At 58.9% G+C, this 22,668-nt stretch carries 20 protein-coding genes and 1 tRNA gene; 4 read left to right on the plus strand and 17 right to left on the minus strand.

Going from position 1 to position 22,668, the window contains the following annotated elements:
• Positions 1 to 344: 344 nt before the first annotated feature.
• The 5 genes from FPL19_RS10090 to rpsU all read right to left on the minus strand — a co-directional run bounded on the left by FPL19_RS10090 (position 345) and on the right by rpsU (position 5,344).
• Positions 345 to 620 carry a YrhK family protein gene (locus tag FPL19_RS10090; protein WP_150912293.1) on the minus strand — a complete coding sequence of 92 codons (276 nt, stop codon included), beginning with the start codon at positions 618 to 620 and terminating at the stop codon, positions 345 to 347.
• A 514-nt stretch (positions 621 to 1,134) separates the two neighbouring features.
• A tRNA-Ile gene (locus FPL19_RS10095) sits at positions 1,135 to 1,211 on the minus strand.
• 62 nt (positions 1,212 to 1,273) lie between these two features.
• Complete coding sequence (rpoD, locus tag FPL19_RS10100) at positions 1,274 to 3,121, minus strand: RNA polymerase sigma factor RpoD (protein WP_150912294.1); 1,848 nt, start codon at positions 3,119 to 3,121, stop codon at positions 1,274 to 1,276.
• A gap of 131 nt (positions 3,122 to 3,252) precedes the next feature.
• A complete protein-coding gene (dnaG, locus tag FPL19_RS10105) occupies positions 3,253 to 4,980 on the minus strand; it encodes a DNA primase (protein WP_150912295.1) in 1,728 nt (575 codons plus the stop codon).
• A gap of 148 nt (positions 4,981 to 5,128) precedes the next feature.
• Entirely contained in the window at positions 5,129 to 5,344 is a 216-nt protein-coding gene (gene rpsU, locus FPL19_RS10110; RefSeq protein WP_007153483.1) for a 30S ribosomal protein S21, read from the minus strand.
• Between the two features lie 204 nt (positions 5,345 to 5,548).
• Here rpsU and tsaD point away from each other — a divergent pair, with 204 nt between their 5' ends.
• Positions 5,549 to 6,604 (plus strand): tRNA (adenosine(37)-N6)-threonylcarbamoyltransferase complex transferase subunit TsaD, encoded by a 1,056-nt coding sequence (gene tsaD / locus FPL19_RS10115; RefSeq protein ID WP_150912296.1) that lies wholly within the window; start codon positions 5,549 to 5,551, stop codon positions 6,602 to 6,604.
• Here tsaD and plsY read toward each other — a convergent pair.
• The gene (gene plsY / locus FPL19_RS10120; RefSeq protein WP_263656801.1) at positions 6,601 to 7,170 is read right to left on the minus strand and encodes a glycerol-3-phosphate 1-O-acyltransferase PlsY; all 570 of its coding nucleotides are present in this window, start codon (positions 7,168 to 7,170) and stop codon (positions 6,601 to 6,603) included. The genes tsaD and plsY overlap by 4 nt on opposite strands.
• Positions 7,171 to 7,330: 160 nt before the next feature.
• On the opposite strand from plsY, the gene folB reads away from it, so the two are divergent.
• Both folB and folK (FPL19_RS10130) read left to right on the plus strand, forming a co-directional pair.
• A complete protein-coding gene (folB, locus tag FPL19_RS10125) occupies positions 7,331 to 7,687 on the plus strand; it encodes a dihydroneopterin aldolase (protein WP_191965247.1) in 357 nt (118 codons plus the stop codon).
• Complete coding sequence (gene folK / locus FPL19_RS10130) at positions 7,687 to 8,196, plus strand: 2-amino-4-hydroxy-6-hydroxymethyldihydropteridine diphosphokinase (RefSeq protein WP_150912298.1); 510 nt, start codon at positions 7,687 to 7,689, stop codon at positions 8,194 to 8,196. Before folB ends, folK (FPL19_RS10130) begins: the two co-directional genes overlap by 1 nt.
• Positions 8,197 to 8,213: 17 nt before the next feature.
• Here the strand turns inward: folK (FPL19_RS10130) and pgi are convergent, their stop codons facing one another.
• The 10 genes from pgi to dksA all read right to left on the minus strand — a co-directional run bounded on the left by pgi (position 8,214) and on the right by dksA (position 20,064).
• Entirely contained in the window at positions 8,214 to 9,839 is a 1,626-nt protein-coding gene (gene pgi, locus FPL19_RS10135) for a glucose-6-phosphate isomerase (protein WP_150912299.1), read from the minus strand.
• Between the two features lie 29 nt (positions 9,840 to 9,868).
• Complete coding sequence (gene panC / locus FPL19_RS10140) at positions 9,869 to 10,717, minus strand: pantoate--beta-alanine ligase (protein WP_150912300.1); 849 nt, start codon at positions 10,715 to 10,717, stop codon at positions 9,869 to 9,871.
• Positions 10,714 to 11,508 carry a 3-methyl-2-oxobutanoate hydroxymethyltransferase gene (gene panB, locus FPL19_RS10145; RefSeq protein WP_150912301.1) on the minus strand — a complete coding sequence of 265 codons (795 nt, stop codon included), beginning with the start codon at positions 11,506 to 11,508 and terminating at the stop codon, positions 10,714 to 10,716. Before panB ends, panC begins: the two co-directional genes overlap by 4 nt.
• Positions 11,509 to 11,539: 31 nt before the next feature.
• Entirely contained in the window at positions 11,540 to 12,058 is a 519-nt protein-coding gene (folK, locus tag FPL19_RS10150; RefSeq protein WP_150912302.1) for a 2-amino-4-hydroxy-6-hydroxymethyldihydropteridine diphosphokinase, read from the minus strand.
• A gap of 3 nt (positions 12,059 to 12,061) precedes the next feature.
• Positions 12,062 to 13,420, minus strand: coding sequence for a polynucleotide adenylyltransferase PcnB (gene pcnB / locus FPL19_RS10155; protein ID WP_150912303.1), 1,359 nt, complete (start codon positions 13,418 to 13,420; stop codon positions 12,062 to 12,064).
• 728 nt (positions 13,421 to 14,148) lie between these two features.
• Complete coding sequence (locus FPL19_RS10165; protein ID WP_150912304.1) at positions 14,149 to 15,558, minus strand: sigma-54-dependent transcriptional regulator; 1,410 nt, start codon at positions 15,556 to 15,558, stop codon at positions 14,149 to 14,151.
• A 7-nt stretch (positions 15,559 to 15,565) separates the two neighbouring features.
• Complete coding sequence (locus FPL19_RS10170) at positions 15,566 to 18,526, minus strand: ATP-binding protein (protein WP_150912305.1); 2,961 nt, start codon at positions 18,524 to 18,526, stop codon at positions 15,566 to 15,568.
• Complete coding sequence (locus FPL19_RS17540; protein ID WP_191965248.1) at positions 18,516 to 18,692, minus strand: hypothetical protein; 177 nt, start codon at positions 18,690 to 18,692, stop codon at positions 18,516 to 18,518. Before FPL19_RS17540 ends, FPL19_RS10170 begins: the two co-directional genes overlap by 11 nt.
• A gap of 50 nt (positions 18,693 to 18,742) precedes the next feature.
• Positions 18,743 to 19,627 carry a tRNA glutamyl-Q(34) synthetase GluQRS gene (gene gluQRS, locus FPL19_RS10175; protein ID WP_225314358.1) on the minus strand — a complete coding sequence of 295 codons (885 nt, stop codon included), beginning with the start codon at positions 19,625 to 19,627 and terminating at the stop codon, positions 18,743 to 18,745.
• Positions 19,624 to 20,064: an RNA polymerase-binding protein DksA gene (gene dksA, locus FPL19_RS10180; RefSeq protein WP_150912306.1), complete on the minus strand. Its 441-nt coding sequence runs from the start codon at positions 20,062 to 20,064 to the stop codon at positions 19,624 to 19,626. Before dksA ends, gluQRS begins: the two co-directional genes overlap by 4 nt.
• Before the next feature lie 179 nt (positions 20,065 to 20,243).
• Between dksA and sfsA the strand changes: the two genes are divergently transcribed.
• Positions 20,244 to 20,972 carry a DNA/RNA nuclease SfsA gene (gene sfsA / locus FPL19_RS10185; RefSeq protein ID WP_150912307.1) on the plus strand — a complete coding sequence of 243 codons (729 nt, stop codon included), beginning with the start codon at positions 20,244 to 20,246 and terminating at the stop codon, positions 20,970 to 20,972.
• On the opposite strand, the gene FPL19_RS10190 is transcribed toward sfsA, so the two are convergent.
• Positions 20,973 to 22,601 carry a bifunctional aminoglycoside phosphotransferase/ATP-binding protein gene (locus tag FPL19_RS10190; protein WP_150912308.1) on the minus strand — a complete coding sequence of 543 codons (1,629 nt, stop codon included), beginning with the start codon at positions 22,599 to 22,601 and terminating at the stop codon, positions 20,973 to 20,975.
• Positions 22,602 to 22,668: the final 67 nt, after the last annotated feature.

The following is a 22,668-nucleotide window of genomic DNA, read 5'->3' on the forward strand; positions in this document are numbered from 1 at the left end:
GCCCCCTGTCCAAACCAAAAACACAAAAGTCAGCAGCAGAGTCGCACTGCAAAAGAGTTTCGTGTTTTTGTCTGACTGAGAACTCATAGAATTACCAAAATACGCTATTCAGCATCCTCCGATTAAATTACCACCCGCGGTTGATGCAGGCAATCAAGACTCGTTGGACTTGTGTGCCGAAAGTACCAAATCAGGTGGCATCCCACCCCTTCAGAAATTCCTTTTGGGGCCCGGCTGTTGCGAGCCGGGAGTGATATTTGGAGAGTCCAAAATATTGTACGCCACAGTAATATTCCCACCACTGAGATTTATACGCATGTTGTCAGCGATCGCAGAGCCTGAAGTCAATACTCCCAGTTACTTGATGGCACCTGCTTAATGTGGACATAACTTGCAAGTCGGATGCTAGGACGAACCAGGAATTGAAAGCTACCAATAATAAAAAACCAGATTGCGGCTCTTTCATACTCTGGGAATAAAAAAAGTATACTACCCACTAAAAACCATAGCGCTATGATGAAGTCATTAATAATGCTCATGACCTCATATCGCCTGCGTATGACCAGCTTCTCATTTCCAACTGTCAATGTAAGCGGGTGATCAAGATCTCGCTGCGACATCGCCTCTCCTCCTTGCAATATGAGTCTGCGTATGAAGCTTAAAAATTTGCATTTAACAGCAACACCACCACTCCGTCCAAATCTGCCTCACAATCCGGATAACCGCGATTTTTCACGTCCTTACCATGCTATTTCAGACGATTTTTGAGCACCTGGTTCTGTGAAAAGCGTGCATGCGGTTTATCCGTTCACGTTAAACGGCATAAATCTTGGCGTTTTCGAGGGTTTTTCATTATACCCCCACTTTCGCGACAGGCCATTTACTGGCCAATGCGTTATACCAGCAGGATCGGAAGGCAGCTGGTGACACCGTAGATTTGGTGAATCGCAGAGTGTTTCGGGTGTTAAAAAACGGGAGGAGTTAGCAGGTCGCGAATGTTCGCTTTTGTTTAAAAGCGGCTGCAGTACGAGTCGACTTGACGGGGGGCAAAGCATTTGATGGTTTTTACTTTAGTTCGTCCAGAGCGCACCAACTATGGTTGGATGACTAACTGAAGCGGAGTAGTCATTGAAGTGGTGGGCCCAGGTGGACTCGAACCACCGACCAAGGGATTATGAGTCCCCTGCTCTAACCAACTGAGCTATAGGCCCTAAAGGAAAGCGGGCGCCATTATACCCATGGGGGTAGGCGCCCGCTACTGTTGCGGAGGGGGTTAACCGTTACCCTGGTCGTCAATGAAGCCGCGCAGGTGATCGGAGCGGGAAGGGTGGCGCAGTTTGCGCAGGGCCTTGGCTTCGATCTGGCGGATTCGCTCGCGGGTTACGTCGAACTGCTTGCCCACTTCTTCCAGCGTATGGTCTGTGTTCATCTCGATACCGAAACGCATGCGCAGTACCTTGGATTCCCTCGCAGTCAGGCCAGACAGCACGGAGCGGGTAGCTTCGCGCAGGCCTTCGGCGGTGGCGGAATCGACCGGTGACAGGGCCTGGATATCCTCGATGAAATCGCCCAGGTGGCTGTCTTCGTCGTCGCCGATCGGGGTTTCCATGGAGATCGGCTCTTTGGCGATCTTCAGCACCTTGCGGATCTTGTCTTCCGGCATTTCCATGCGCTCGCCCAGTTCTTCAGGGGTAGGCTCGCGGCCCATTTCCTGAAGCATCTGGCGGGAGATGCGGTTGAGCTTGTTGATGGTCTCGATCATGTGCACCGGAATACGGATGGTGCGGGCCTGATCCGCGATAGAGCGGGTGATGGCCTGACGAATCCACCAGGTGGCGTAGGTCGAGAACTTGTAACCACGGCGATATTCGAACTTGTCGACGGCCTTCATCAGGCCGATGTTGCCTTCCTGGATCAGGTCCAGGAACTGCAGGCCGCGGTTGGTGTATTTCTTGGCAATGGAAATAACCAGACGCAGGTTGGCTTCCACCATTTCCTTCTTGGCACGGCGGGCCTTGGCTTCGCCGATGGACACGCGACGGTTGATTTCCTTGATGTCCACTACGTCCAGATCCACTTCGGTCTGAATGTTGTGGATGCGCTTCTGCAGGCGGACGATTTCGTCCAGGCGCTCGGCAATCAGCGGCGCGTAGGCTTTCTTGCTCTTGGAGAGCTTTTCTGCCCATTCCAGATTTACTTCGTTGCCGGGGAAGGCCTTGATGAAATCCTTGCGCGGCATCTTGCACTCACGCACGCAGATTTTCATGATGGCACGCTCGTTCTCACGAACCAGATCGTTGGTGGAACGAACCACTTTCACCAGCTCGTCAAACGCCTTGTTGCCCAGCTTGAAGGGGGCAAAGACCTGGCCCAGCTCGTTGAGCGCTTCCTGGGTTTTCTTGTGGCCACGGCCATGCTTTTCCAACGCCTCGTCAGCGGCTGCGCGCTTTTCTTTCAGCAGCTCGAAACGCAGGCGGGTTTCTTCCGGATCCGGACCGCTCTCGGTTTCTTCTTCGCTGTCGTCGTCATCGTCGTCATCGGACGAATCGCTGGAGCTGCTGGAAGTATCCGTGGAGGTGTCTTCTTCCATGAACGGCTCGGCGCCGTCCGGGTCGAGAAAACCAGTCACGATGTCGCTGATGCGGCCTTCGTTCTCGATGATGCGGTCGTAGGCCTGGATAACGGTGCCGGTGATGCCGGGGAAGTGGGCAACGGCGGCCATGACGTCGCGGATGCCTTCCTCGATGCGCTTGGCGATAACAATCTCGCCTTCGCGGGTCAGCAGCTCGACCGTGCCCATTTCGCGCATGTACATGCGGACTGGATCAGTGGTGCGGCCGGCATCGGATTCAACGGCAGCCAGGGCGGCGGCTGCTTCTGCTGCTGCGGCTTCGTCGGCGGTGGAATCGCCGTCGGTCATCAGCAGTGTGTCTGCGTCCGGCGCTACCTCGGCCACCTGGATGCCCATGTCGTTGATCATGCGAATGATGTCTTCAACCTGGTCCGGGTCGGCTATGTCTTCCGGGAGGTGGTCATTTACCTCGGCGTAAGTCAGGTAACCTTGTTCCTTGCCTCGTGCGATGAGGTCTTTAAGACGTGATTTTTGCGAATTGCCTGACATAGACACCTGTGAACTCGCTTATACAAAGGAAAAAAGTTAAACAGCCATTATAGCTGTCGCCCGATTGGTCTGCCACCGAGTGGTTAGATGGTGACCAACTCTGTAAGTTTCAAGGCCCGCAAGGGCCTGTTTCAGTCGTTCTGCCCGCTCAGCGCTTTCAGTTCCTTCCGTTCCTCGTCGGTCAGATCCGACAGGTTCCGTTTCTGCGAAAGCAATGCTGCCAGGCGTTGTTTGCGTGCAACTTCCTGGTTCGGGTTGAGCATTTCCCGGGCGCCGGCCAGTGTCTGTTCCCTGGCAGGCACGTGTTCAATACCATCAAACAGGCCGTAAAAACGGGTTCTGGCTGCTGCATCCATGGCCAGTCGGCTGACCAGCGTTTTGCGGTCGGTCACGCCCTGTTCAAGAATCCATGCAGCGAACTGGCCGGCCTGTTTCAGTTCCCGGCTGCTTCGGCACAGTTCGTCAATTTCCCGCGCCATATCCGGCGCTTCCAGCAGGGCCAGGCAAAGTTGCGTGTCCTTGCTCAGGCGAACGTCGATCCGTTCTTCCTGGGTGCGCTGCTGTGCGCCTTTTCCTTTTCTCCACTGGCTCCGGTCCTGCCAGGTGCTCTGCTGGTTACGGCACAGCCGCAGCATCTCGTGCCACATGGCATCCCGCAGCGTGCTGCGGGGCATTTTCTTCAGCAGCGGCTCGACCCTGGCTTTCAGTTCGCCCCGGTCTTCCGGCAGTGTCAGGTCCAGCCCTTCGCTTTGCCGGTTGAACAGATAACGGGACAGCGGTGTGGCGCTGTCGATGCGTTCCTTGAACGCCTCGGGACCCTCCTGGCGGACCAGGGTGTCCGGGTCTTCACCGTCCGGCAGCATCAGGAACTGCAGATGCATGCCGTCGCCCAGCAGTTCCAGGGCGTTGTCGAGGGCGCGGTCTGCGGCCCGGAAGCCGGCAGAGTCGCCGTCGAAGCAGAATATTATGTGCCGGGCCTGCTTCAGCAGCGCCGACAGACTGTCCTGGTTTGTTGCCGTGCCCAGGGTGGCAACCGCAAAATGGATGCCATTCTGCGCCAGGGCAATTACATCCATGTAGCCTTCAACCACCAGCAGTCGGTCGACCTGCTTGAGCGCCTGCTTGGCTTCGTAAAGGCCGTAAATCTCGCGGCTTTTGTGAAAGACATCCGACTCCGGAGAGTTGATGTATTTCGCCTTGTCATCCCCCAGGGTCCGCCCGCCAAAGGCGATGGTGCGGCCGCGGCTGTTGCGGATGGGGAACATCACCCGGTTCCGGAACAGATCCCGTGGGCGCCCGTATCGATCCGACACGGTGCCGGTTTCAATCAGCGGCCCCTGTAAATCCTTGCTGGCGCTGTCGTAAAGCGCCGTGCCAGTACCCGGGGCGAACCCGATCTTGTACTGGTCGATAATGTCCTGGTCCAGCCCGCGCTGGGTCAGGTAATCCTTGGCAAACGCCCCTTGCTGACCCTTCAGCTGGCCCTGATAGAAGTTGCTGGCGTAATCCAGCGCATCGGTCAGGGTTTTCGCCTGCTGCATTTCCTGCTTGGCGTTTTCGTCGTAGGGCACTTCCAGCCCGGCACGCCTTGCCAGTTCCTCCACCGCATCGGTGAACCCCAGCCCGTCAAATTCACGAACAAAGCTAATGGCGTCCCCGTGGGCGCCGCAGCCAAAGCAGTGATAAAAGCCTTTATCCGGCCTGACGTTGAATGACGGTGTTTTCTCGTCATGGAAGGGGCAGCGGGCTTTGTAGTTACCACCGGCCTTTTTCAGAGTGATCCGTGACCCGATCAGCTCGGCCAGGTCAATCCGTTGCAGCAGGTCTTCAACAAAGCGTTGCGGGATCAGTCCACTCATGAGGTCTCCGGTGGCCTGTCAAAAGGCCCGTCCTGCGAGTACAGCCAAAAATGCCGCCGAAGCCAGGCCTCGGCGGCATTTAAGTCGCCATTCACACGGCAACGCCGGTAATGGCAGTTACTTGCAGTAGCGCAGCGTCCGGTAAAGCTTAGTACAGACGCTCGAATTTGCGCTGTTCACGCTGAAGCTTCTTGAGATGACGCTTGACGGCAGCAGCGGCCTTGCGCTTGCGCACGGCAGTCGGCTTCTCGTAGTGCTCGCGACGACGTACTTCAGACAGTACGCCTGCTTTTTCGCAGGAGCGCTTGAAGCGACGCAGGGCTACGTCAAACGGCTCATTCTCTTTCACTTTAACAGCTGGCATTCGAAAATCACCTACCTGATTGATTCGGTTTTGGTTTCGGTCGGATAACTGGTTAAAACCCGACCAGTGCTCATTTAAGGGCGGCAATGATAGCGTTAGCAGACGGGTAAGGTCAATGTTTGTTCGATGAAACTGCCGGGCGGTCTCGGGTTTCTGCTAAAATGCCGGCTCCTACGCATTCTGTCTCCGTCTGTTGGTCTATTTATGCTTATTCTCGGTATCGAAACCTCCTGTGATGAAACCGGTGTCGCCCTGTTTGACAGTGATCAGGGCCTTTTGTCCCATGCCTTGTTCAGCCAGATCGATATGCACGCGGATTATGGCGGCGTAGTGCCGGAACTGGCCTCCCGTGACCATGTCCGCAAGCTGCTGCCTTTGTGCGATCAGGTGCTGGCAGACGCCGGCAAAACCCGCAGCCAGATTGAAGGTATCGCCTATACCGCCGGCCCGGGCCTGATTGGCGCCTTGATGGTGGGGGGCGCAGTGGCGCACTCGTTGGCTTTTGCTCTCGGGGTTCCCGTGCTGGGCGTTCACCATATGGAGGGCCACCTGCTAGCGCCCATGCTGGAGCCAGAGCCGCCGGCCTTCCCCTTTGTCGCCCTGTTAGTTTCTGGCGGCCACACCCAGTTGGTGCTGGTTAAAGGTATTGGTGAGTATGAAATGTTGGGCGAGTCGGTGGATGATGCCGCCGGCGAAGCCTTTGACAAGACCGCCAAGATGCTGGGGCTGGACTACCCGGGCGGGCCAAGAGTGGCGGCGCTCGCCGAGAAGGGCACGCCCGGGCGTTACCGTTTCCCGCGCCCCATGACAGACCGCCCTGGGCTGGATTTCAGTTTCAGTGGCCTGAAGACCTTTACCCTGAATACTGTCACCGCCGCCGACAAAGCCGGTGAACTTGATGACCAGACCCGGGCAGACATCGCGTTGGCGTTCGAAGCGGCGGTGGTGGATACCTTGGTGATCAAATGCCGCCGGGCTCTTGAGCAGACCCACAGCAAACGGCTGGTCATTGCCGGCGGCGTTAGTGCGAACAAACGGCTGCGGGCAGGGCTGGAAACTATGGCCGAGAAAAAGAAGGCGAAAGTGTTCTATGCCCGGCCTGAATTCTGCACTGATAACGGCGCCATGATCGCCTACGCCGGGTGTCAGCGCCTATTGGCCGGGCAGCAGGACGGCGACCGCATTGTGTCGGTACCCCGCTGGCCGATGAATACGCTGCCCCCGGTCGGGGAAGTTCGTTCAAATGGTCTGGTTGACTAGAACCCTGGCTCCCGGCCCTGGGCCATGCGTATCAGGTTGTTCCTGTGCCTGACCACGATCAGCAGTGCCAGCAGGCCGAACAGCGGCAGCGTTTCCGGTTCCAGCATGGCGCTGAGCAGCGGCCCACTGACGACAGCAACTATTGAGGCCAGCGCCGAAATGCGCCAGCGCCACATCACCACGGCCCAGATGGCACTCAGTAGCAGTGTGGTCAGCGGCGCCAGCGCCAGCCCGGCCCCCAGAGCCGTTGCGACTCCCTTGCCACCCTTGAATCGGAAGAACACCGGAATCATGTGCCCGGTTACCGCGCACAGGGCAACCATGGCCTGTGCCAGAATCGACAGGCCAGCGGCACTGGCCAGCCATACCGGCAATCCGCCTTTGGCCGCGTCCAGAAGTAGTGTGGCCGCCGCCGGTGACCAGCCGCCGGTGCGGTAGACGTTAGTGGCGCCGGGGTTTCCGGAACCTTGTGCCCGCGGGTCCGGCAGGTGCCAGAATCGGCAGACCGGAATAGCAAACAGCACCGACCCGGCCAGGTAGGCCAGGAAGCAGAGGAGCACAATCAGAACCGGATCGCTGATCTGGGGCATGGTGGCAAAGACGTGTCAGGGTGATCTGTGAGAAACTACCCCGCTCAAATGAGCGTAACAGGCACTCTTTGCAGAGTATCCCTTGCCTGTACGTTATTCAATCAGCCGAGAGTCGAAGAGCCCGGGGAGCCTGCCAGTGACAGACAGCGTGATGATCGAAGGCCTGGCCGTTGAAACCGTCATCGGGGTCTATGACTGGGAGCGTGAAGTCAGCCAGCGCCTGCTGATCGACCTGGAGATGGCGTGGGACAACAGCGTTCCTGCGGCGTCCGACGATGTCGCCGACGCGCTGGATTACGCCGCGGTCAGCGAGAGGATTACCGGCTATCTCACCGACACCCGTCCGCAGCTGCTGGAGACCGCGGCAGAGGGCATTGCGGCGCTTTTGCAGCGGGAATTCGGCGTGTACTGGCTACGCCTGATCATCCGCAAGCCCGGTGCCGTGCCGGCGGCGACCTCGGTGGGTGTTTCCATTGAGCGGGGTGTTCGCTGATGGCCCGGGTCTACATCAGCATCGGTAGCAATATCGACCGCCAGACGCACGTGCTGGCGGCGCTGGATGCGCTTCAGGAATGGTTTGGCGAACTGGACCTGTCGCCGGTCTACGAGAGCGAGGCGGTCGGCTTTGTCGGCGAACCGTTTTTGAATCAGGTGGTGGGCGTTGATACCGGGCTTTCGGTGGCAGAGCTCTCCGCCCGTTTCAAGCAACTGGAAGCTGAGAATGGCCGTCGCCGGGACGTGCCAAAATTCAGCGGTCGAACGCTGGATCTGGATATTCTGACCTACGACGACTTGGTGGGCCAGTTCGACGGTGTGGAGCTGCCCCGCGGTGAAATCCTCAAGAACGCCTTCGTACTCAAGCCTTTGGCAGACGTCGCACCGAATGAACGACACCCGGTCTGCGGCCAGACCTATGCCGAGCTCTGGCAATCCTACGACCGGGACCAGAAACTCTGGCCCGTGGATTTTGACTGGCAGGGCCGGGTCATCTCCCGCGCGTAGTGATTCGCCGCGGCAGGTTACCGCCTGCGAAACAGCTGGATCAGGTGATCGGTGGAGCTGTCGCCGGCTCCAGCACTCTGGTCTGAATCCCCGGTCAGGCGGGGCAGAATGCCCTTGCCCAGCTGCTTGCCCAGCTCAACTCCCCACTGATCAAACGAATCCACGTCCCAGATGATGCCCTGCACAAAGGTGCGGTGTTCATAGAGTGCGATAAGCGCACCGACCGTTTCCGGGGTTGCCTTGTCCATCAGCAGGGTGTTGCTGGGTTTGTTTCCCGGCACGACTTTATGGGGAGCCAGGCTCCGGGCCTGATCCTCGGACAAGCCTTCGCCTACCAGTTCCTCTATCGCTTCGCTCAGAGTCTTGCCCGACATCAAGGCCCGGGACTGGCTCAGGCAGTTGGCAAAGAGGGTGGCATGGTGACTGGCCACATTATTATGGCTGTTCAGCGGAATAATAAAGTCCACCGGAATCAGCCGCGTACCCTGATGCAACAGCTGATGGAATGCGTGCTGGCCATTGGCGCCGACGCCGCCCCAGATCACCGGACCGCTGTGATAGTTCAGCGGTTCACCATGCTGGGTGACCCGCTTGCCGTTGCTTTCCATGTCCAGTTGCTGGAGATGGGCGGGCAGGCTTCGCAGGTAGTGGTCGTAGGGCAGGATGGCATGGGTTTCCGCGCCCCAGAAATTGCTGTACCAGATGCCCAGCATGGCCATGACCACCGGCAGGTTCTGCTCCAGTGGCGTATGGCGGAAATGGTTATCCAGTTCATGGGCGCCACTGAGTAGGGCCCGAAAGTTGGCCATGCCAATGGTCAGGGCCACCGGTAGGCCAATGGCCGACCAGAGTGAATAACGCCCGCCAACCCAGTCCCACATGGGGAAGATGTTGTCCTCGTCGATGCCAAATTCCACGGCTTCCGGCGCATTGGCGGTGACCGCGATAAAGTGGCCGGCGATGTCCTGTTCGGTGCCGCCATTGGCCAGAAACCAGTCCCGTGCCACCTTGCTGTTTTCCAGGGTTTCCTGGGTTTTGAAGGACTTCGACTGAACCAGAAAAAGCGTGGTTTCCGGGTTCACCCGCTTCAGAACTTCCGCGATGTGGGTGCCATCGATGTTGGCGACATAGTGGGATTGCAGTTGGCCTAGACAGTAGGGCTTCAGGGCTTCGGATACCAGCTTGGGTCCGAGGAAGGAGCCGCCAATGCCGATGCTGACGACGTCGGTAAAGGCTTTGCCGGTGCGGCCGGTGCGCCGTTGCTGCTGCACGTCTTCGACGAACGCCTCCATCCGGTCAAGGTCTTCACTGACCAGGGGGTTCTCTTCCGGGGCCCGCAGGGCAACGTGCAGAGCCGGACGGTTTTCCGTCAGGTTGATGGCATCGCCGCGGAACATTGCCTCAATACGCCCGGGTACGTCGCAGGCTCGGGCCAGGGCCATCAGTTTCGCCAGGGAGTCATCGGTGGTGCGGTTGCGGGAGTAGTCCAGGGACAGCCCGCCGCCACTAATGAAAAACCGGTTGGCGCGGTCCGGGTCAACCCGGAACTGTTCCCGCATGTGGATGTGTTCCAGATCCTTCTGATGACCAACCAGCGCCTGCCATTCCGGGCGATCGGTCAGTGAGGCAGGTCCCTTGGTCATAACACAGTTCCTTTTTCAGATTTGCCGGATTACCGGGACACCGAAAGGTTGTCGATCAGCCGCGTAGTTCCCAGGAACGCCGCCGTGAGCAGGGTGATGTCTGTGTCTTCCGCACTGGCGGGTTTCAGGGTGAGGCTGTTGGAAATATTGAAGTAGTCAGGGCGCAGGCCGGCATCGCTGAGCGCCTTGCTGGCTTCATCTTCAATGGTTTTAAAATCGGTTCGGCCCTGTTGGATTTTATCGGCCGCCTCCTGGAGCGTGCGATAAACAACCGGAGCGATGGCCCGCTCGGATTTCGACAGATAGCCGTTGCGGGAGCTTTTGGCCAGGCCGTCTTTTTCCCGAATAGTCGGCGCGCCCACGATCTCCACAGGCATCATAAGATCCCGTGTCAGCTTGCGGATCACCGCCAGTTGCTGGAAGTCCTTCTCGCCGAACACGGCTACATCCGGTTGCACCATGTTCAGCAGCATGGTGACCACGGTGGCCACGCCTTCAAAATGCCCTGGCCGGCTGGCACCACAGTGGCCCTCGCTGACTTCCGGCACGATAACCCGGGTCTGACGGGCCAGGCCTTCGGGGTATATCTCGTCATTGGATGGCGTGAATACCAGCGTGCTGCCTGCTTTTTCCAGGGCCTCCTGGTCCGCCTGCAGTGTCCGCGGATAGCTGTCGAGGTCTTCCGAGGCGCCGAACTGCATCGGATTGACGAAAATGCTGGTGACCACAATGTCGGCGGTCTCGCTGGCGCGCCGTACCAGTGAAATGTGACCTTCGTGAAGATTGCCCATCGTGGGCACAAGCGCAATGCGCTTGCCCTTCTGGCGATAGCCACGAAGCATGGTGCGGAGTTCTTTGAGCGTATGTACGGTTCTCATGTTTTGAACGTATGCTCCTCGGCGGGAAATGAGCGGTCGCGAACGGCAGCCACATAGGCTTCGATGGCGCCCCTTACGGAGCCTGTTTCGGCCAGGAAGTCCTTAACGAAACGGGGTTTACGGCCGGTTGTCATGCCCAGCATGTCGTGAACCACCAGTACCTGGCCGTCGGTATCCGCGCCAGCACCAATGCCGATAACCGGGGCCTGAACCGCCTGGGTAATGCGGGCGGCGAGCGGTGAGGGGACGCATTCCAGCAGGATGAGGTCAGCGCCGGCGGCGACCAGCTCACAGGCGTGTTCGATCATCATCTCGGCGTGTTTTTCGTCCCGGCCCTGAACCTTGTAACCGCCGAACTTGTTGACGAACTGGGGGGTCAGCCCGAGGTGGGCGCACACAGGCACGCCCCGTTCGCTGAGGGCGTGGATGGTGTCTTTCATCCAATCGGTGCCTTCCAGTTTGACCATGTGGGCACCGGCGCGCATCAGTTCGGCCGCATTTTCCAGGGCCGCCTCGACCGTGCCATAGGTCATGAAGGGCATGTCCGCCATAATCAGGGAGCCGCGGTTGCCCTTCGCTACCGATGATACGTGGTACACCATCTGATCCATGGTCACCGGCAGTGTGCTGTCGTGTCCCTGCAGAACCATGCCCAGGGAGTCACCGATCAGGATCACGTCTACGCCTGCTTCACTGACAATCTGGGCAAAGGTGGCGTCGTAGGACGTCAGCATGGAGAACGCTTCGCCTTTGGCCTTGTACTCGCGCAGGGTATTGATGGTAACAGCCATAGAATCCTTGCCTTGTGGGTGGATGGGCTATCTAAGGGTAATCCCGGGGTGTGTCAGAGGCAATAGGATCAAGCCGGCGCAGGTGGTTGTCCGGGCATTTTGATCGCAGATCCGCAATAGGTGTTCCATCCGGCAGGGTCAGGGACGGGGCCAGGTCCAGTAGTGGCTGCAGAACAAAATCGCGGTTGGGCAGTTCCGGGTGTGGCACGGTCAAGCGGCTCTCTGAGATCCTTTCATTACCATAGATCAACAGGTCCAGATCCAGCGTGCGTGGGCCCCAGTGCTGCCGACGTTCGCGGCCATGATCCTGTTCAATGGATTGCAGTTGGTCCAGCAGTTCCAACGGCGGCAGTTCGGTGCGCAGCCAGACCGCCCCGTTGACAAAATCCGGTTGGTCCTGCGGCCCCACTGGCCGGCTGCGATAAAAAGGCGACTGGGCAACCAGTTCGGTCTCCGGCAGCGCTGCCAGGCCGATCACTGCCCGGGCTAGCTGGGCTGAAGGCTCAGCCAGGTTGCTACCCAGGCCGATGAAAGCGTCCGTTCTTGCCACGGTTCAGGCCTTGTTTGCGGGCTTCTTGCGACGACGTTTCTTGGGCGCAGCGCTGCCCAGTTCGCTGAGCATTTTTTCCTGGCCTTTTTCGTCGAGCTCCTGGAATTCGGTCCACCACTGGCCCAGGCCAGGCTCGATTTCGCCGGCGTCTTCCCGTACCAGCAGGAAGTCATAGGCTGCCCGGAATCTGGGGTGCGACAGGGTCACGAAAGAGCGTTTGCCCTGGCGCCTTGGCAGGCGCATCTGCAGCTCCCAGATTTCCTTCATGGGACCGGAGAAGCGCTTGGGGATCGAGGTGGCCTGGACCTGTTGACCTATTACCCGGCCAATGGCCTGGTGCAGCGCCGGCTGTGGCGGCTCGCCGTTTTCCTGGCGCCTGCGCCAGTCCGCCTGAAGGGCAGGCCAGAGCATGGCGGCGTAAAGGAAATAGGGCGTGACTGATTTGCCCTGGGCAATGCGGCGGTCGGTGTTTTGCAGTGCCCGGCGGATCAGTTCGTCGCTTTCGCCGTCGGCAATAGCGGCGGCGGTTTCCGGAAACAGCGGTGCCAGCAGGCCGTAATGGCTGAGCAGGTCGTAGGTGGCCTCGCCATAGCCTGCGGAGAAGAGCTTGAGTACTTCTTCAAACAGGCGGGCAGGCGGAATATGCGTCAGTAGAGGAGCCAGCTGGCGGATCGGTTCCTCGGTTGCCGGCTCAATGGTGAATCCGAGCTTGGCTGCAAACCGGATAGCGCGCAGCATTCGTACCGGATCTTCCCGATAGCGGGTTTCCGGGTCGCCAATCAGGCGCATCTGGCGTTTTTTGAGGTCATCCATGCCGCCGGCGAAATCCACCACGGTGAAATCGCGAATGCAGTAGTACAGGGCGTTGACGGTGAAATCCCGACGCAGCGCGTCTTCTTCCATTGACCCGTAGACGTTATCCCGCAGCAGCAGGCCGTGTTCACTGGTGCGGCGGTCATCGTCATCCTCGTCGTCGCCGGCATCGGTGGCGTTACCGCGGAAGGTAGTGACTTCGATGACTTCCCGGCCGAACAGCACGTGGACGATACGGAAGCGGCGCCCGATCAGCCGCGAGTTGCGGAACAGTTCGTGCACCTGTTCCGGCGTGGCGCTGGTGGCGATATCAAAATCCTTGGGCTGGCCACCCAGAAGGATGTCCCGCACGCCGCCGCCCACCAGATAGGCTTCGAAGCCCGCGCTGTTGAGACGGCTGAGCACCTTCTTGGCCGGTTCGCTGATGGCAGAGCGCGACACATTGTGCTGGTCCCGCGGGATATCCTGCCTCTGGTAAGGCGCTTGCTGTTTGCCGCTGCTGGTGCCGGAAAACATGGAGGTGACTCTGTCGATTAGGTTATTAAACATTGAATTCCGTTGACTGCGCTGAAGCAAAAGCGAGAGTTTACCGGTTTGCACAGGATTTGAACACGTCTGGCGGGTTTGGGCGGGTAAATGAACGTCTGGCGCAGGTTGGCCAGGGATCACCGGCCCAGAAAATCAAAAGGCGGATCCGTTTACACGAACCCGCCCTCAAAGCGTTGACGATCTGCATTGTTTTTGTTTTTGCCGGGATTTTTCTTCGTTTTTCTACCCCACTGGTGTCCCCACTATTGAGGACGATTTCACGCAAACGGAAAGCTTTGAATACACAGAGCAGTCAGGGACATCGGGCGAGTCATTGGAATAAATGCAGTGCCGTCTGGGAAACGATTCTTCTCTACATCTACAACTCGCACATGCCGTGGGACCACTAAAAAGCAAAGTACCCAAAACACTCAGTTCGCACACGTTCTGTTTTTGTTTTTGTTTATGAACGTCTTTCCGCAGCTTTTTGTTTTTGTTTTGGCGCTGCCAGATCATTGTTGTTTTTGTTGTTGTGCGCTCTTGATAGAGCAGGGTATGTGCCAGATTTTGAAATTGCTTTATTAACAGCAGGTTAGTGTTTGGAAACCTGCGTAGGGGTTTGCACTTATGACGAATGTGTTACTCAGTCCGCAGTTTTCTGAAAGCGGGTGTTACCGTGAGGAACACCCGGTAACAAATGAGCATGGGTTCACACTTTCGATGTGGCAGGGTTCCGGTTGCCAGTGCGGTCAGTTCGCAGAATTCTTTTTACGGGGAATACCCAGGCGCTGACGGCGTTCCCAGAGTGATTTTCGGCTTATGCCAAGTTTCTGAGCCAGCTCGGTCTCGCTCATGCGGTCCTGGTTTTCCAGTACGAAATGCTGAAAGTAATCTTCCAGTGACAGATCGCTGGACGTGTCGCTGTCCTGGACGGTTGTTTGTTCATGATTGCCGTCTACCAGGGTTTCCGGAATGTTAACGTCCTCTCCGCCGTCCTCCAGGTCCAGCAAGGCAGGCGTGATCAGGTCGTTGTCACAAAGAATGGTCGCACGCTCTATGGCGTTTTCCAGTTCCCGCACGTTTCCGGGCCAGCGATGGCGCTCTAGCACCCTCATTGCTTCCGGGGTGAGGTTCAGAGCGGGTTTGCCCATCTTCGCGCCTTGACGGCGCAGAAAATTATGGGCCAGGCCCAGAATATCCGGTTTGCGCTCGCGCAGCGGCGGTATGCGGACCTGCATGACGTTTAGCCGATAATACAGATCCTCGCGGAAGTCGCCGGTGCGGGTCATGGCCTTCAGGTTGCGGTGGGTGGCGGCAATCATCCGTACATCTACTTTCCGGCTCTGGGTCGAGCCAACCTTGCGAATCTCGCCCTCCTGCAGCACCCGCAATAATCTGGCCTGGGCCTCGGCGGGCAGTTCACCGATCTCGTCGAGGAACAGGCTGCCGCCGTCCGCGGCCTCGATTAGACCGGTACGAGCCGAAACGGCACCGGTGAAGGCGCCTTTCTCATGGCCGAACAGCTCCGACTCGATCAGGCTTTCGGGAATTGCGGCACAGTTCACGGAGATCAGCGGGTTGGAAGCCCTCGGGCTCATAAGGTGCAGCGCCCTGGCGGCCAGCTCCTTGCCCGTTCCGGATTCACCCTGGATAAGCACAGTGGTTTCCGTTGGCGCTACCTTGCGGATCAGGGTGAACACCTTCTCCATGGCGTCACAGTTGCCGTACATCAGGCTGGCCGGGTCACTGTCGGTGGTGTCTGCTTCAGCCGTTGCCGTGTCAGGGTTAGCTGACTGGGTGCCCTTGGTGGTCTGGCGCGCCAGAATGTTTTCCACCGCTTCCAGCATCTCATCGTGGTCAAAGGGTTTGGCGATGTATTCAACCGCGCCCATTTTCATGGAATCCACCGCCGAGCGAAGGCTGGCGTAGCTGGTCATGATAAGCACAGGGGTGTCCGGTGCCCGACGGATCAGTTCTGTGCCGGGCGCGCCGGGCAGCCGCAGATCGGAAATGATCAGGTCGAAGTCGCCGGGCTCGTAATGCTCGGCGGCATCTTCCACCGATCCCGCATCAGCGACCTCATAACCGGCGTGAATCAGAAGCTTGCGAAGCGCTGAACGGATAATCTCTTCGTCTTCTACAATCAGGATACGCGGCATAAACGTGCTATGACCCCTGGTTCTGGCTTGTGGTGTGCCCCGTCTCCGGCTCGTAGGCCGGTAACCTGATACGGACACAGGTTCCGCCACCCGTGTCGTGGTTCAGCGGGCTCTCCACCTGAATATTGCCGTAATGCTCTTCTACGATGCTGTAGACCAGTGAAAGCCCCAGGCCGGTGCCCTGGTTCGGTGCCTTGGTGGTGTAGAAGGGCTCGAAGATATGATCCAGCTGCTGCGACGAAATGCCGGACCCCTCATCGGTGACGTCGATCATAGCGGAGTAGCCGTCGTGCTTTCCACTGATTCGGACTTCGCCACCTTCGGGTGATGCATCCCGGGCGTTGGCCAGCAGGTTAATGAATACCTGTACCAGCCGTTGCTCATCACCCAGCACCATCAGGTTGTCCGGGCAGTCGTTGGAATAACGGATGCCAAGACCCTTGTCGCTCAGGGAGAGGAGGTTGATGGATTCGTCCACGCAGCGGCGGATCAGCACCGGCTCGTACCGATTGGCGTGGGCATGGTTGCCGGTGCGGGCAAAATTCATCAGGGATTGCAGAATGGTGGAGATCCGCCGTGTCTGCTGCTGGATCTGATCGGCGGTCGAGAGGATGTCCGGGTCGCTGGTTTCCAGCTTCAGGTTCTGGGCCAGAGATGAAATGCCGGTGACCGGGTTGCCGATCTCATGGGCTACGCCTGCCGCCAGCCTGCCGACGGACGCCAGCCGCTCGCTGTGCATCAGTTCATCTTCCAGTAGGCGGGTTTCGGTCTGGTCTTCTACCAGGATGATGCTGCCGCCTTCAGGATGATCCGGCCCGGCCAGTGCCGCCTTGTGCAGGTTCAGCCAGTGGGGCCGGCCGCCGAGGTCGAGGCGGTGTTTGTACCGGTGCAGGTCCTCTCCGGAATTGAAATCCTCCAGCAACAGATGCCAGTGTTCCGGCAACGCCAGCAGCTTTGCGCCCACCACGTCATCGGCAGTGATGCCTGTCAGCGCTTCCATGGCGTTGTTCCACATCAGTATCTCGCCATCGTCCCCCATGGAACAGGCGGGAATCGGCAGGTTGTGCAGGGTCTGGCGGTAATGCCGGCGCAGGTTGTCCAGTTCCCCGGCAAGGCCGGTCAGGCGATTTTCATAATCCCCCAGGGCGCGTTCGACATAGCGGATGTCCTGCCCGGTACCGCCGCCGGCCATGGGTTTGAATCCCAGGTTCCGCTTGACCAGATCCCGGGCAACCGCCGGGCCCAGCAGGCCGGAAAGGTTGGCTTCTATACGATCCCGCAGGCGGCGCAGCTGATAGGGACGGTACTCCACGCTGGGCAGTTTGAGCTGGTGCAGCGCCCGGTCGATTTCCCGTCTGGAAACCCCCATGCCCAGCGGCGCTGCAAGCTGCAGCACGAAGTCTTCGGAGGAGGATGCCAGCAGTTCCCTGCGCTGTGGTCGTGACAGGGCGCCTACTGAGCAGGCCTCGGCGGCGCCGGATTCTTCCTTTGAGCTGGCGCTGAGCAGCGACACCAGCGCAAACACCGATATGTTTACGGTCAGGCTCAGGAAGATAAAGATATGAGCGTTGTCGCGGTCCGGTACCAGTGGCGAATCCAGCAATGCCAGAACGTTCGCGGTATGGGAGAACGGCAGTACCAGGGTCAGCGCCCAGATAACCAGACCGGCGCAGAGTCCGGCGTTCAGCCCCCGCCGGTTGCCTTCCGGCCAGTAGATCACGCCAAGGGCGCCGGGCAGCAGCTGGAGCATCCCGGAAAGGGAGATGATGCCAAGAATTGACAGGTCCAGATGCTTGCCGACGATTTCGTGGAACAGCAGAGCCGTCAGAATGGTTGCCGCGATCAGCAGCCGTTTCACCCAGCGCAGCCATAGGTAGATGTCACCCTGATCCTTGGGTGTGCGCAGCGGCAGCACCACATGGTTGAGCACCATTCCGGCCAGCGCCAGGGTGCTGACGATCATCAGTCCGCTGGCGGCAGACAGACCGGCGATGTACATCAGCAGCGTCAGTGCCGGACTTTCGATTGCCTGGGCCACGCCTATAGCAAAAAAAGCGGGGTCGGTGGTCGCCGACAGCGCCTGGCCGCCCCAGAGAATCAGTGGCACCGGAAGGCCCAGCAGCAGAAGGTACAGGGGTAATCCCCAGCTTGCCTTGGCCAGCGCCTTGGGCGAGGGGTTTTCGCTGAAGGTCATGTGGTACATGTGGGGCAGCACCAGGGCGCCGGCAAACGACATCAGCATCAGCGCGCGCCAGCTGCCGTCATCGATACGCAATGCCATGGCGGTATCCGGCCGGGCATGATCGGCAAGCCAGCCCTCAAGCCCCGCCATTCCGCCGAAAACTGCGAACAGGATGACTCCGCCCAGAACCAGCAGCGATACCAGCTTGACCAGCGAGTCGAAGGCGATCGCCACTACCAGGCCCTGATGACTGTCGGAGCTCTGATCCCGGCGTGCTCCGAAAAGCGTGGCAAACAGCACCACAATCAGGCTGAAGGAAACGCTGATCAGTACCGGCGAAGTGTTGGGGGCAAGCAGGCTGGCGGAGGTGGATACGGCTTTGATCTGCATGCTCAGCAGTGACAGGATGGCGGCGCCGGAACAGATGGTGACCAGAGTACCCGCCCACTGGCTTCGATAGCGGTAGGCAAACAGATCTGCCAGCGAGGTCAGTTGATAGGCGCGGCCGATGCGCAGGATCGGATTGAGCAACACAGGCGCCAGCAGGAACGCACCGCTGATGCCCAGGTAGTAGGCCAGAAAGCCATAGCCGTATTCAGCCGCCGCACCCACCGAAGCATACACCGCCCATATGCCCGCATAGACGCCCAGGCTAAGAGTGTATACCAGGGGATGTCGTACCCAGCCGCGGGGCAGCAGGCCGCGTTCTGTTATCCAGGCGATGCCGAAAAGCAGTAAAAGGTAAAGGAAGCTGGCAACCAGCAGGCCGGAGGCGCTAAAACTCATTGGGGTCTCGCCGCCATTCAAGCCAGAAGCCCATGGCAATCAGTCCGGCCCAGATGATGTAGGGGCTGTACCAGGCATTACCCGGCGAGGTCCACCAATCCAGAATATTGGGCGAGAAAATATAGACTGCCAATACCAGAAGAAAGACCAGACGGTAGATATACATCGGAAAAGAGATCCCCACTGCCGTGTGAGAGTCAGTTTATAACACGGGGTTTACCGGGCTGTCAGGTGAATCCGGGATGGCTGCCAGCGGTCAGTGGCGGTTTGCAGAATATCCGCGGCTGAATCCCTGTTTGTCAGGCCAGAAAGATCCTGGCCTAGGGCTTGAAGGGCGCTCAGTAGATTGTTCGCCGGCCGGGCGTCGTCCAGGGCCGGGGCATGGTTCTGTTTGCTGAGTTTCTGGCCCTGCTCGTTGAGTATCACCGGAATATGCAGCCAGGCGGGAATCTGCGCCCCCAGGGCCCGGTAGATCTGGCACTGCTGGGCGGTCATCTCCAGCAGGTCGGATCCGCGAACCACATGGGTGATCCTCTGGTCAATGTCGTCCGCTACAACCGCAAGCTGATAGGCGTAAAAGCCTTCCTTGCGCCGGATGACCGGGTCGTCTGTTTCCGCATTGACCTGCTGGTGCTGATCGCCCAGCAGAAGATCCTGCCAGTGGCTGTCTTCATCGTGCAGGGCGAATCGCACCGCATAGGGGCGATCACCCGCCACGACTTTGCCTTCGCGGCAGCCATTGGGGTGTTTGCCATGATTGGCCTGCAGTTGCTTGCGGGAACAGATACACCTGTAGGCACGCCCCTGCTGGAGAAGATCGTCAATTATCCGCTGATAGCGATCATGACAGCGGGACTGAAACCGCACGGGTTCGTCCGGCTCCAGGCCGTGGGCGGTGAGGCTCGCAAGGATCTGTTCGGTGGCTTCCGGGGATTCGCGTAGGGGATCCAGATCTTCAATTCGCACCAGCCAGGTTCCGCGCCTGGCGCGGGCTTCAAGATAGCTTGCCAGCGCGGTGACCAGAGAACCGAAATGCAGGGGGCCGGTGGGCGAGGGCGCAAAGCGCCCCCGGTACCCGGTATCGACGGGGCCGTCGATCAAATGCCGGTCTGGCGCTCGCGAATTTCTGCGAGGGTTTTGCAGTCGATGCACAGCGTCGCGGTCGGGCGGGCCTCAAGGCGGCGAATACCGATTTCAACGCCGCACTGGTCGCAGAAGCCGTAGTCGTCCTTGTCGATGCGGTCGATGGTCTGGTCAATTTTCTTGATCAGCTTCCGCTCGCGGTCCCGGGTGCGCAGTTCCAGGCTGAATTCCTCTTCCTGGGTTGCGCGATCGCTGGGATCTGCGTAATTTGCCGCATCTTCCTGCATGTGATGCATGGTGCGGTCGACTTCTTCCATCAGTTCCTGCTTCCATTGCATCAGCAGGCCCTTGAAGTGCTCGAGCATGTCGGCACTCATGTATTCTTCACCCTTCTTCATTTCGTAGGGGGTGAAGTTGGTAATACGTTCGCGTGGTTGGTCTGCAGTCTTTGCCATTGAACCCGGCCTCTTGTTAACACTTCACTAGAACGGTGTGCTTCCCACCGCACAAGCCCCGTGGCTAAGCGGTTTAACTCTGGATGAAGCACTCGTCCTGAAACGGGAATTTGCGGAAAATAGCAGATTAGTTCCGGGGGTGCCAGCCTTGTCGTACCCACTTTTGCACGGAGACACAGATGAACATACCGGGCCAACTGACCGAAGGGCGACTGATCCGGCGCTATAAGCGCTTCCTGGCGGATATACGGTTGCCAGATGACAGTGAGGTAACCGCCCACTGCCCGAACACCGGCTCCATGCGCGGGTGCCAGCCCGATGGCGCGCGGGTGGTGCTGAGTATGAGTGATAATCCGAAGCGGAAGCTGAAATACACCTGGGAACTGGTGGAAGCTTCACCGGGCGCCTGGGCCTGTGTGAATACCGCCCGCCCCAACGGCCAGGCCCGGGAAGCGATTGAAACAGGCGTGGTTACCGAGCTGGCCGGTTACGCGGCCTGTCGGTCGGAGGTTCGCTACGGTAGCGAAAAAAGCCGGATCGACCTTCACCTTTCCGGGCATGAGTCGTTGTCCGACGCCTGGGTGGAGGTCAAGAATGTCACTCTGTGTGAGCAGGGGGTTGGCTATTTTCCGGATGCGGTCACTTTGCGAGGCCAGAAGCATCTCAGGGAGCTGATGGCTCAGGTGGCGGCGGGCGAGCGGGCCGTACTGTTGTTTGTGGTGAACCACACAGGGATCGAGGTGGTAAAGCCCGCGGACGACATTGACCCGGCCTATGGGAAATTACTGCGAGAGGCGCATGCGGCTGGTGTGGAAGTGCTTGCTTACCGCGCCGGGCTGTTGAATCAGGGAGAGCCGGATGGTGACCTCTCCCTGGTTGGACCGATGCCTGTCAGTCTGGAAGACTGATCAGGCGGCCGGCATGCCGAAGTGCTGGCGGATCCGGTCCGCCACGGCCTCGGCCAGGTGGTCCTGGTCAGTGTACAGGTGCACGGTGTGGGTTTTTTCCTGATCCGTCAGAGGTTCAAACCATGTTGCCTGCGTTTCGAGCAATTCTTCCGTGGCCTCCGATGCATCTCCGTCACGCTCGCTGATCCACCGCCTGCGGGTGTCTTCTGTTGCCTCGCAATGAATCAGCGCGAACGGCAGGCCGAGGTTCTCCGCCACGTCCGTTAACAGATCCCGCTCTGCCTGTTTCAGGCAGGCCGCATCGACAATCACCGGCAGCCCCGCCAGCAGCAGATCTTTTGCCAGTTCTGCCAGCCGCTCATAGGTGCGCTGGTTGGCTTCCGGAGTGTAAAGATCCTCGCCAATGCCGGACTTGCTACTGTCCAGTGGCCCCAGGCCATGAAGGCGCTTGCGCTCCACGTCCGAGCGCAGCCGGATCAGCCCCAGTTCGGCTGCCATCTCCCGGCTGATAACGGACTTGCCACTGGCGGACAGGCCGGTCGTTGCCAGCAGATAGGGGTTGGGGAAGCGGCTGTAATCTTCCGCCAGCTGGGCGTATTCCCGGTAGCGCTGCATCAGATCGGCTTTTTCCGATTCGCTGAGAGACGGGTTTCCCATGGTGAACAGGGCAATCTTGCCGCGGACCATCGCCCGATAGGCTTTGTAGAGCGTCAGCAGGGGCAGGGCCTGAAAATCCCCCCGGTATTCCAGATAGTGATTCAGCACCAGGTTGGCCAGACGGCTTTCGCCACGGGACTCCAGGTCCATCAGCAGGAACGCCAGATCGTTGATGACGTCGATCCAGCGGAAGGGCTCGCTGAATTCGATGCAGTCGAAAACCGTCACCTTGCCCTGGAAAACGGTGATGTTCGCCAGGTGCAGGTCGCCGTGGCATTCGCGCACGTAGCCCTCGGCATGACGCTGTTGAATCAATGGCTTGAAACGTTCGAAGGTGGCCTGGGTCCAGGCTTCGAGGTTGTCCAGCTGGTCCAGCAGGAAGGGCTCGTCGATCATCGGGCGAACCTGGTCGAAGTTTTCCTGCATGCCGGCAAAGACGGCGTCCGGTGTGCCCAGCGGTTTGTCCGCGGCAACGGGAGGCAGGGTTTCGTGAAATTCTGCCACCTGGCGGGCCAGACTGGTGAGCTGCTCTTCCTGCAGCTGACCGCGCTCCTGCTGCTTGTCAAAAAGCCCGTCCTGATCAAACTGGCGCATGCGAATGGCGTATTCGAAAGCCTCGCCACTGCCGCCAAGTGCCGGTGCATCAGTGGAGCCGGTGATGGGCAGCACCTCAAGGTAGAGGGAGTCGGCCAGGCGCTTGTTCAGCCGCAGCTCTTCCTCGCAGAAATGCTTGCGACGATCCAGGGTAGAGAAGTCCAGAAAGCCGAAATCCATGGGCTTCTTGATCTTGTATGCGAAGTCGCCGGTGAGAATGACCCAGGAAATGTGAGTTTCAAGAACCTGAAAGTCCCGCACAGGGTGGTCGTACAGTTCAGGGTTCTGCAAGGCCTTGATCAGGTTATCGGATGGTGCGTCGGTCACGTTTCTCTCCCTGGCATTTTCGATCGTGTCTGATTGATTGCGCCCTATCATAACGGTCAGGTTACATAAATGACACATGGATGCGTTGCCGCATCGCCCACCGGTTTCGGTATAATCC

This window comes from Marinobacter halotolerans (assembly GCF_008795985.1).
Taxonomy (GTDB): Bacteria; Pseudomonadota; Gammaproteobacteria; order Pseudomonadales; family Oleiphilaceae; genus Marinobacter; species Marinobacter halotolerans.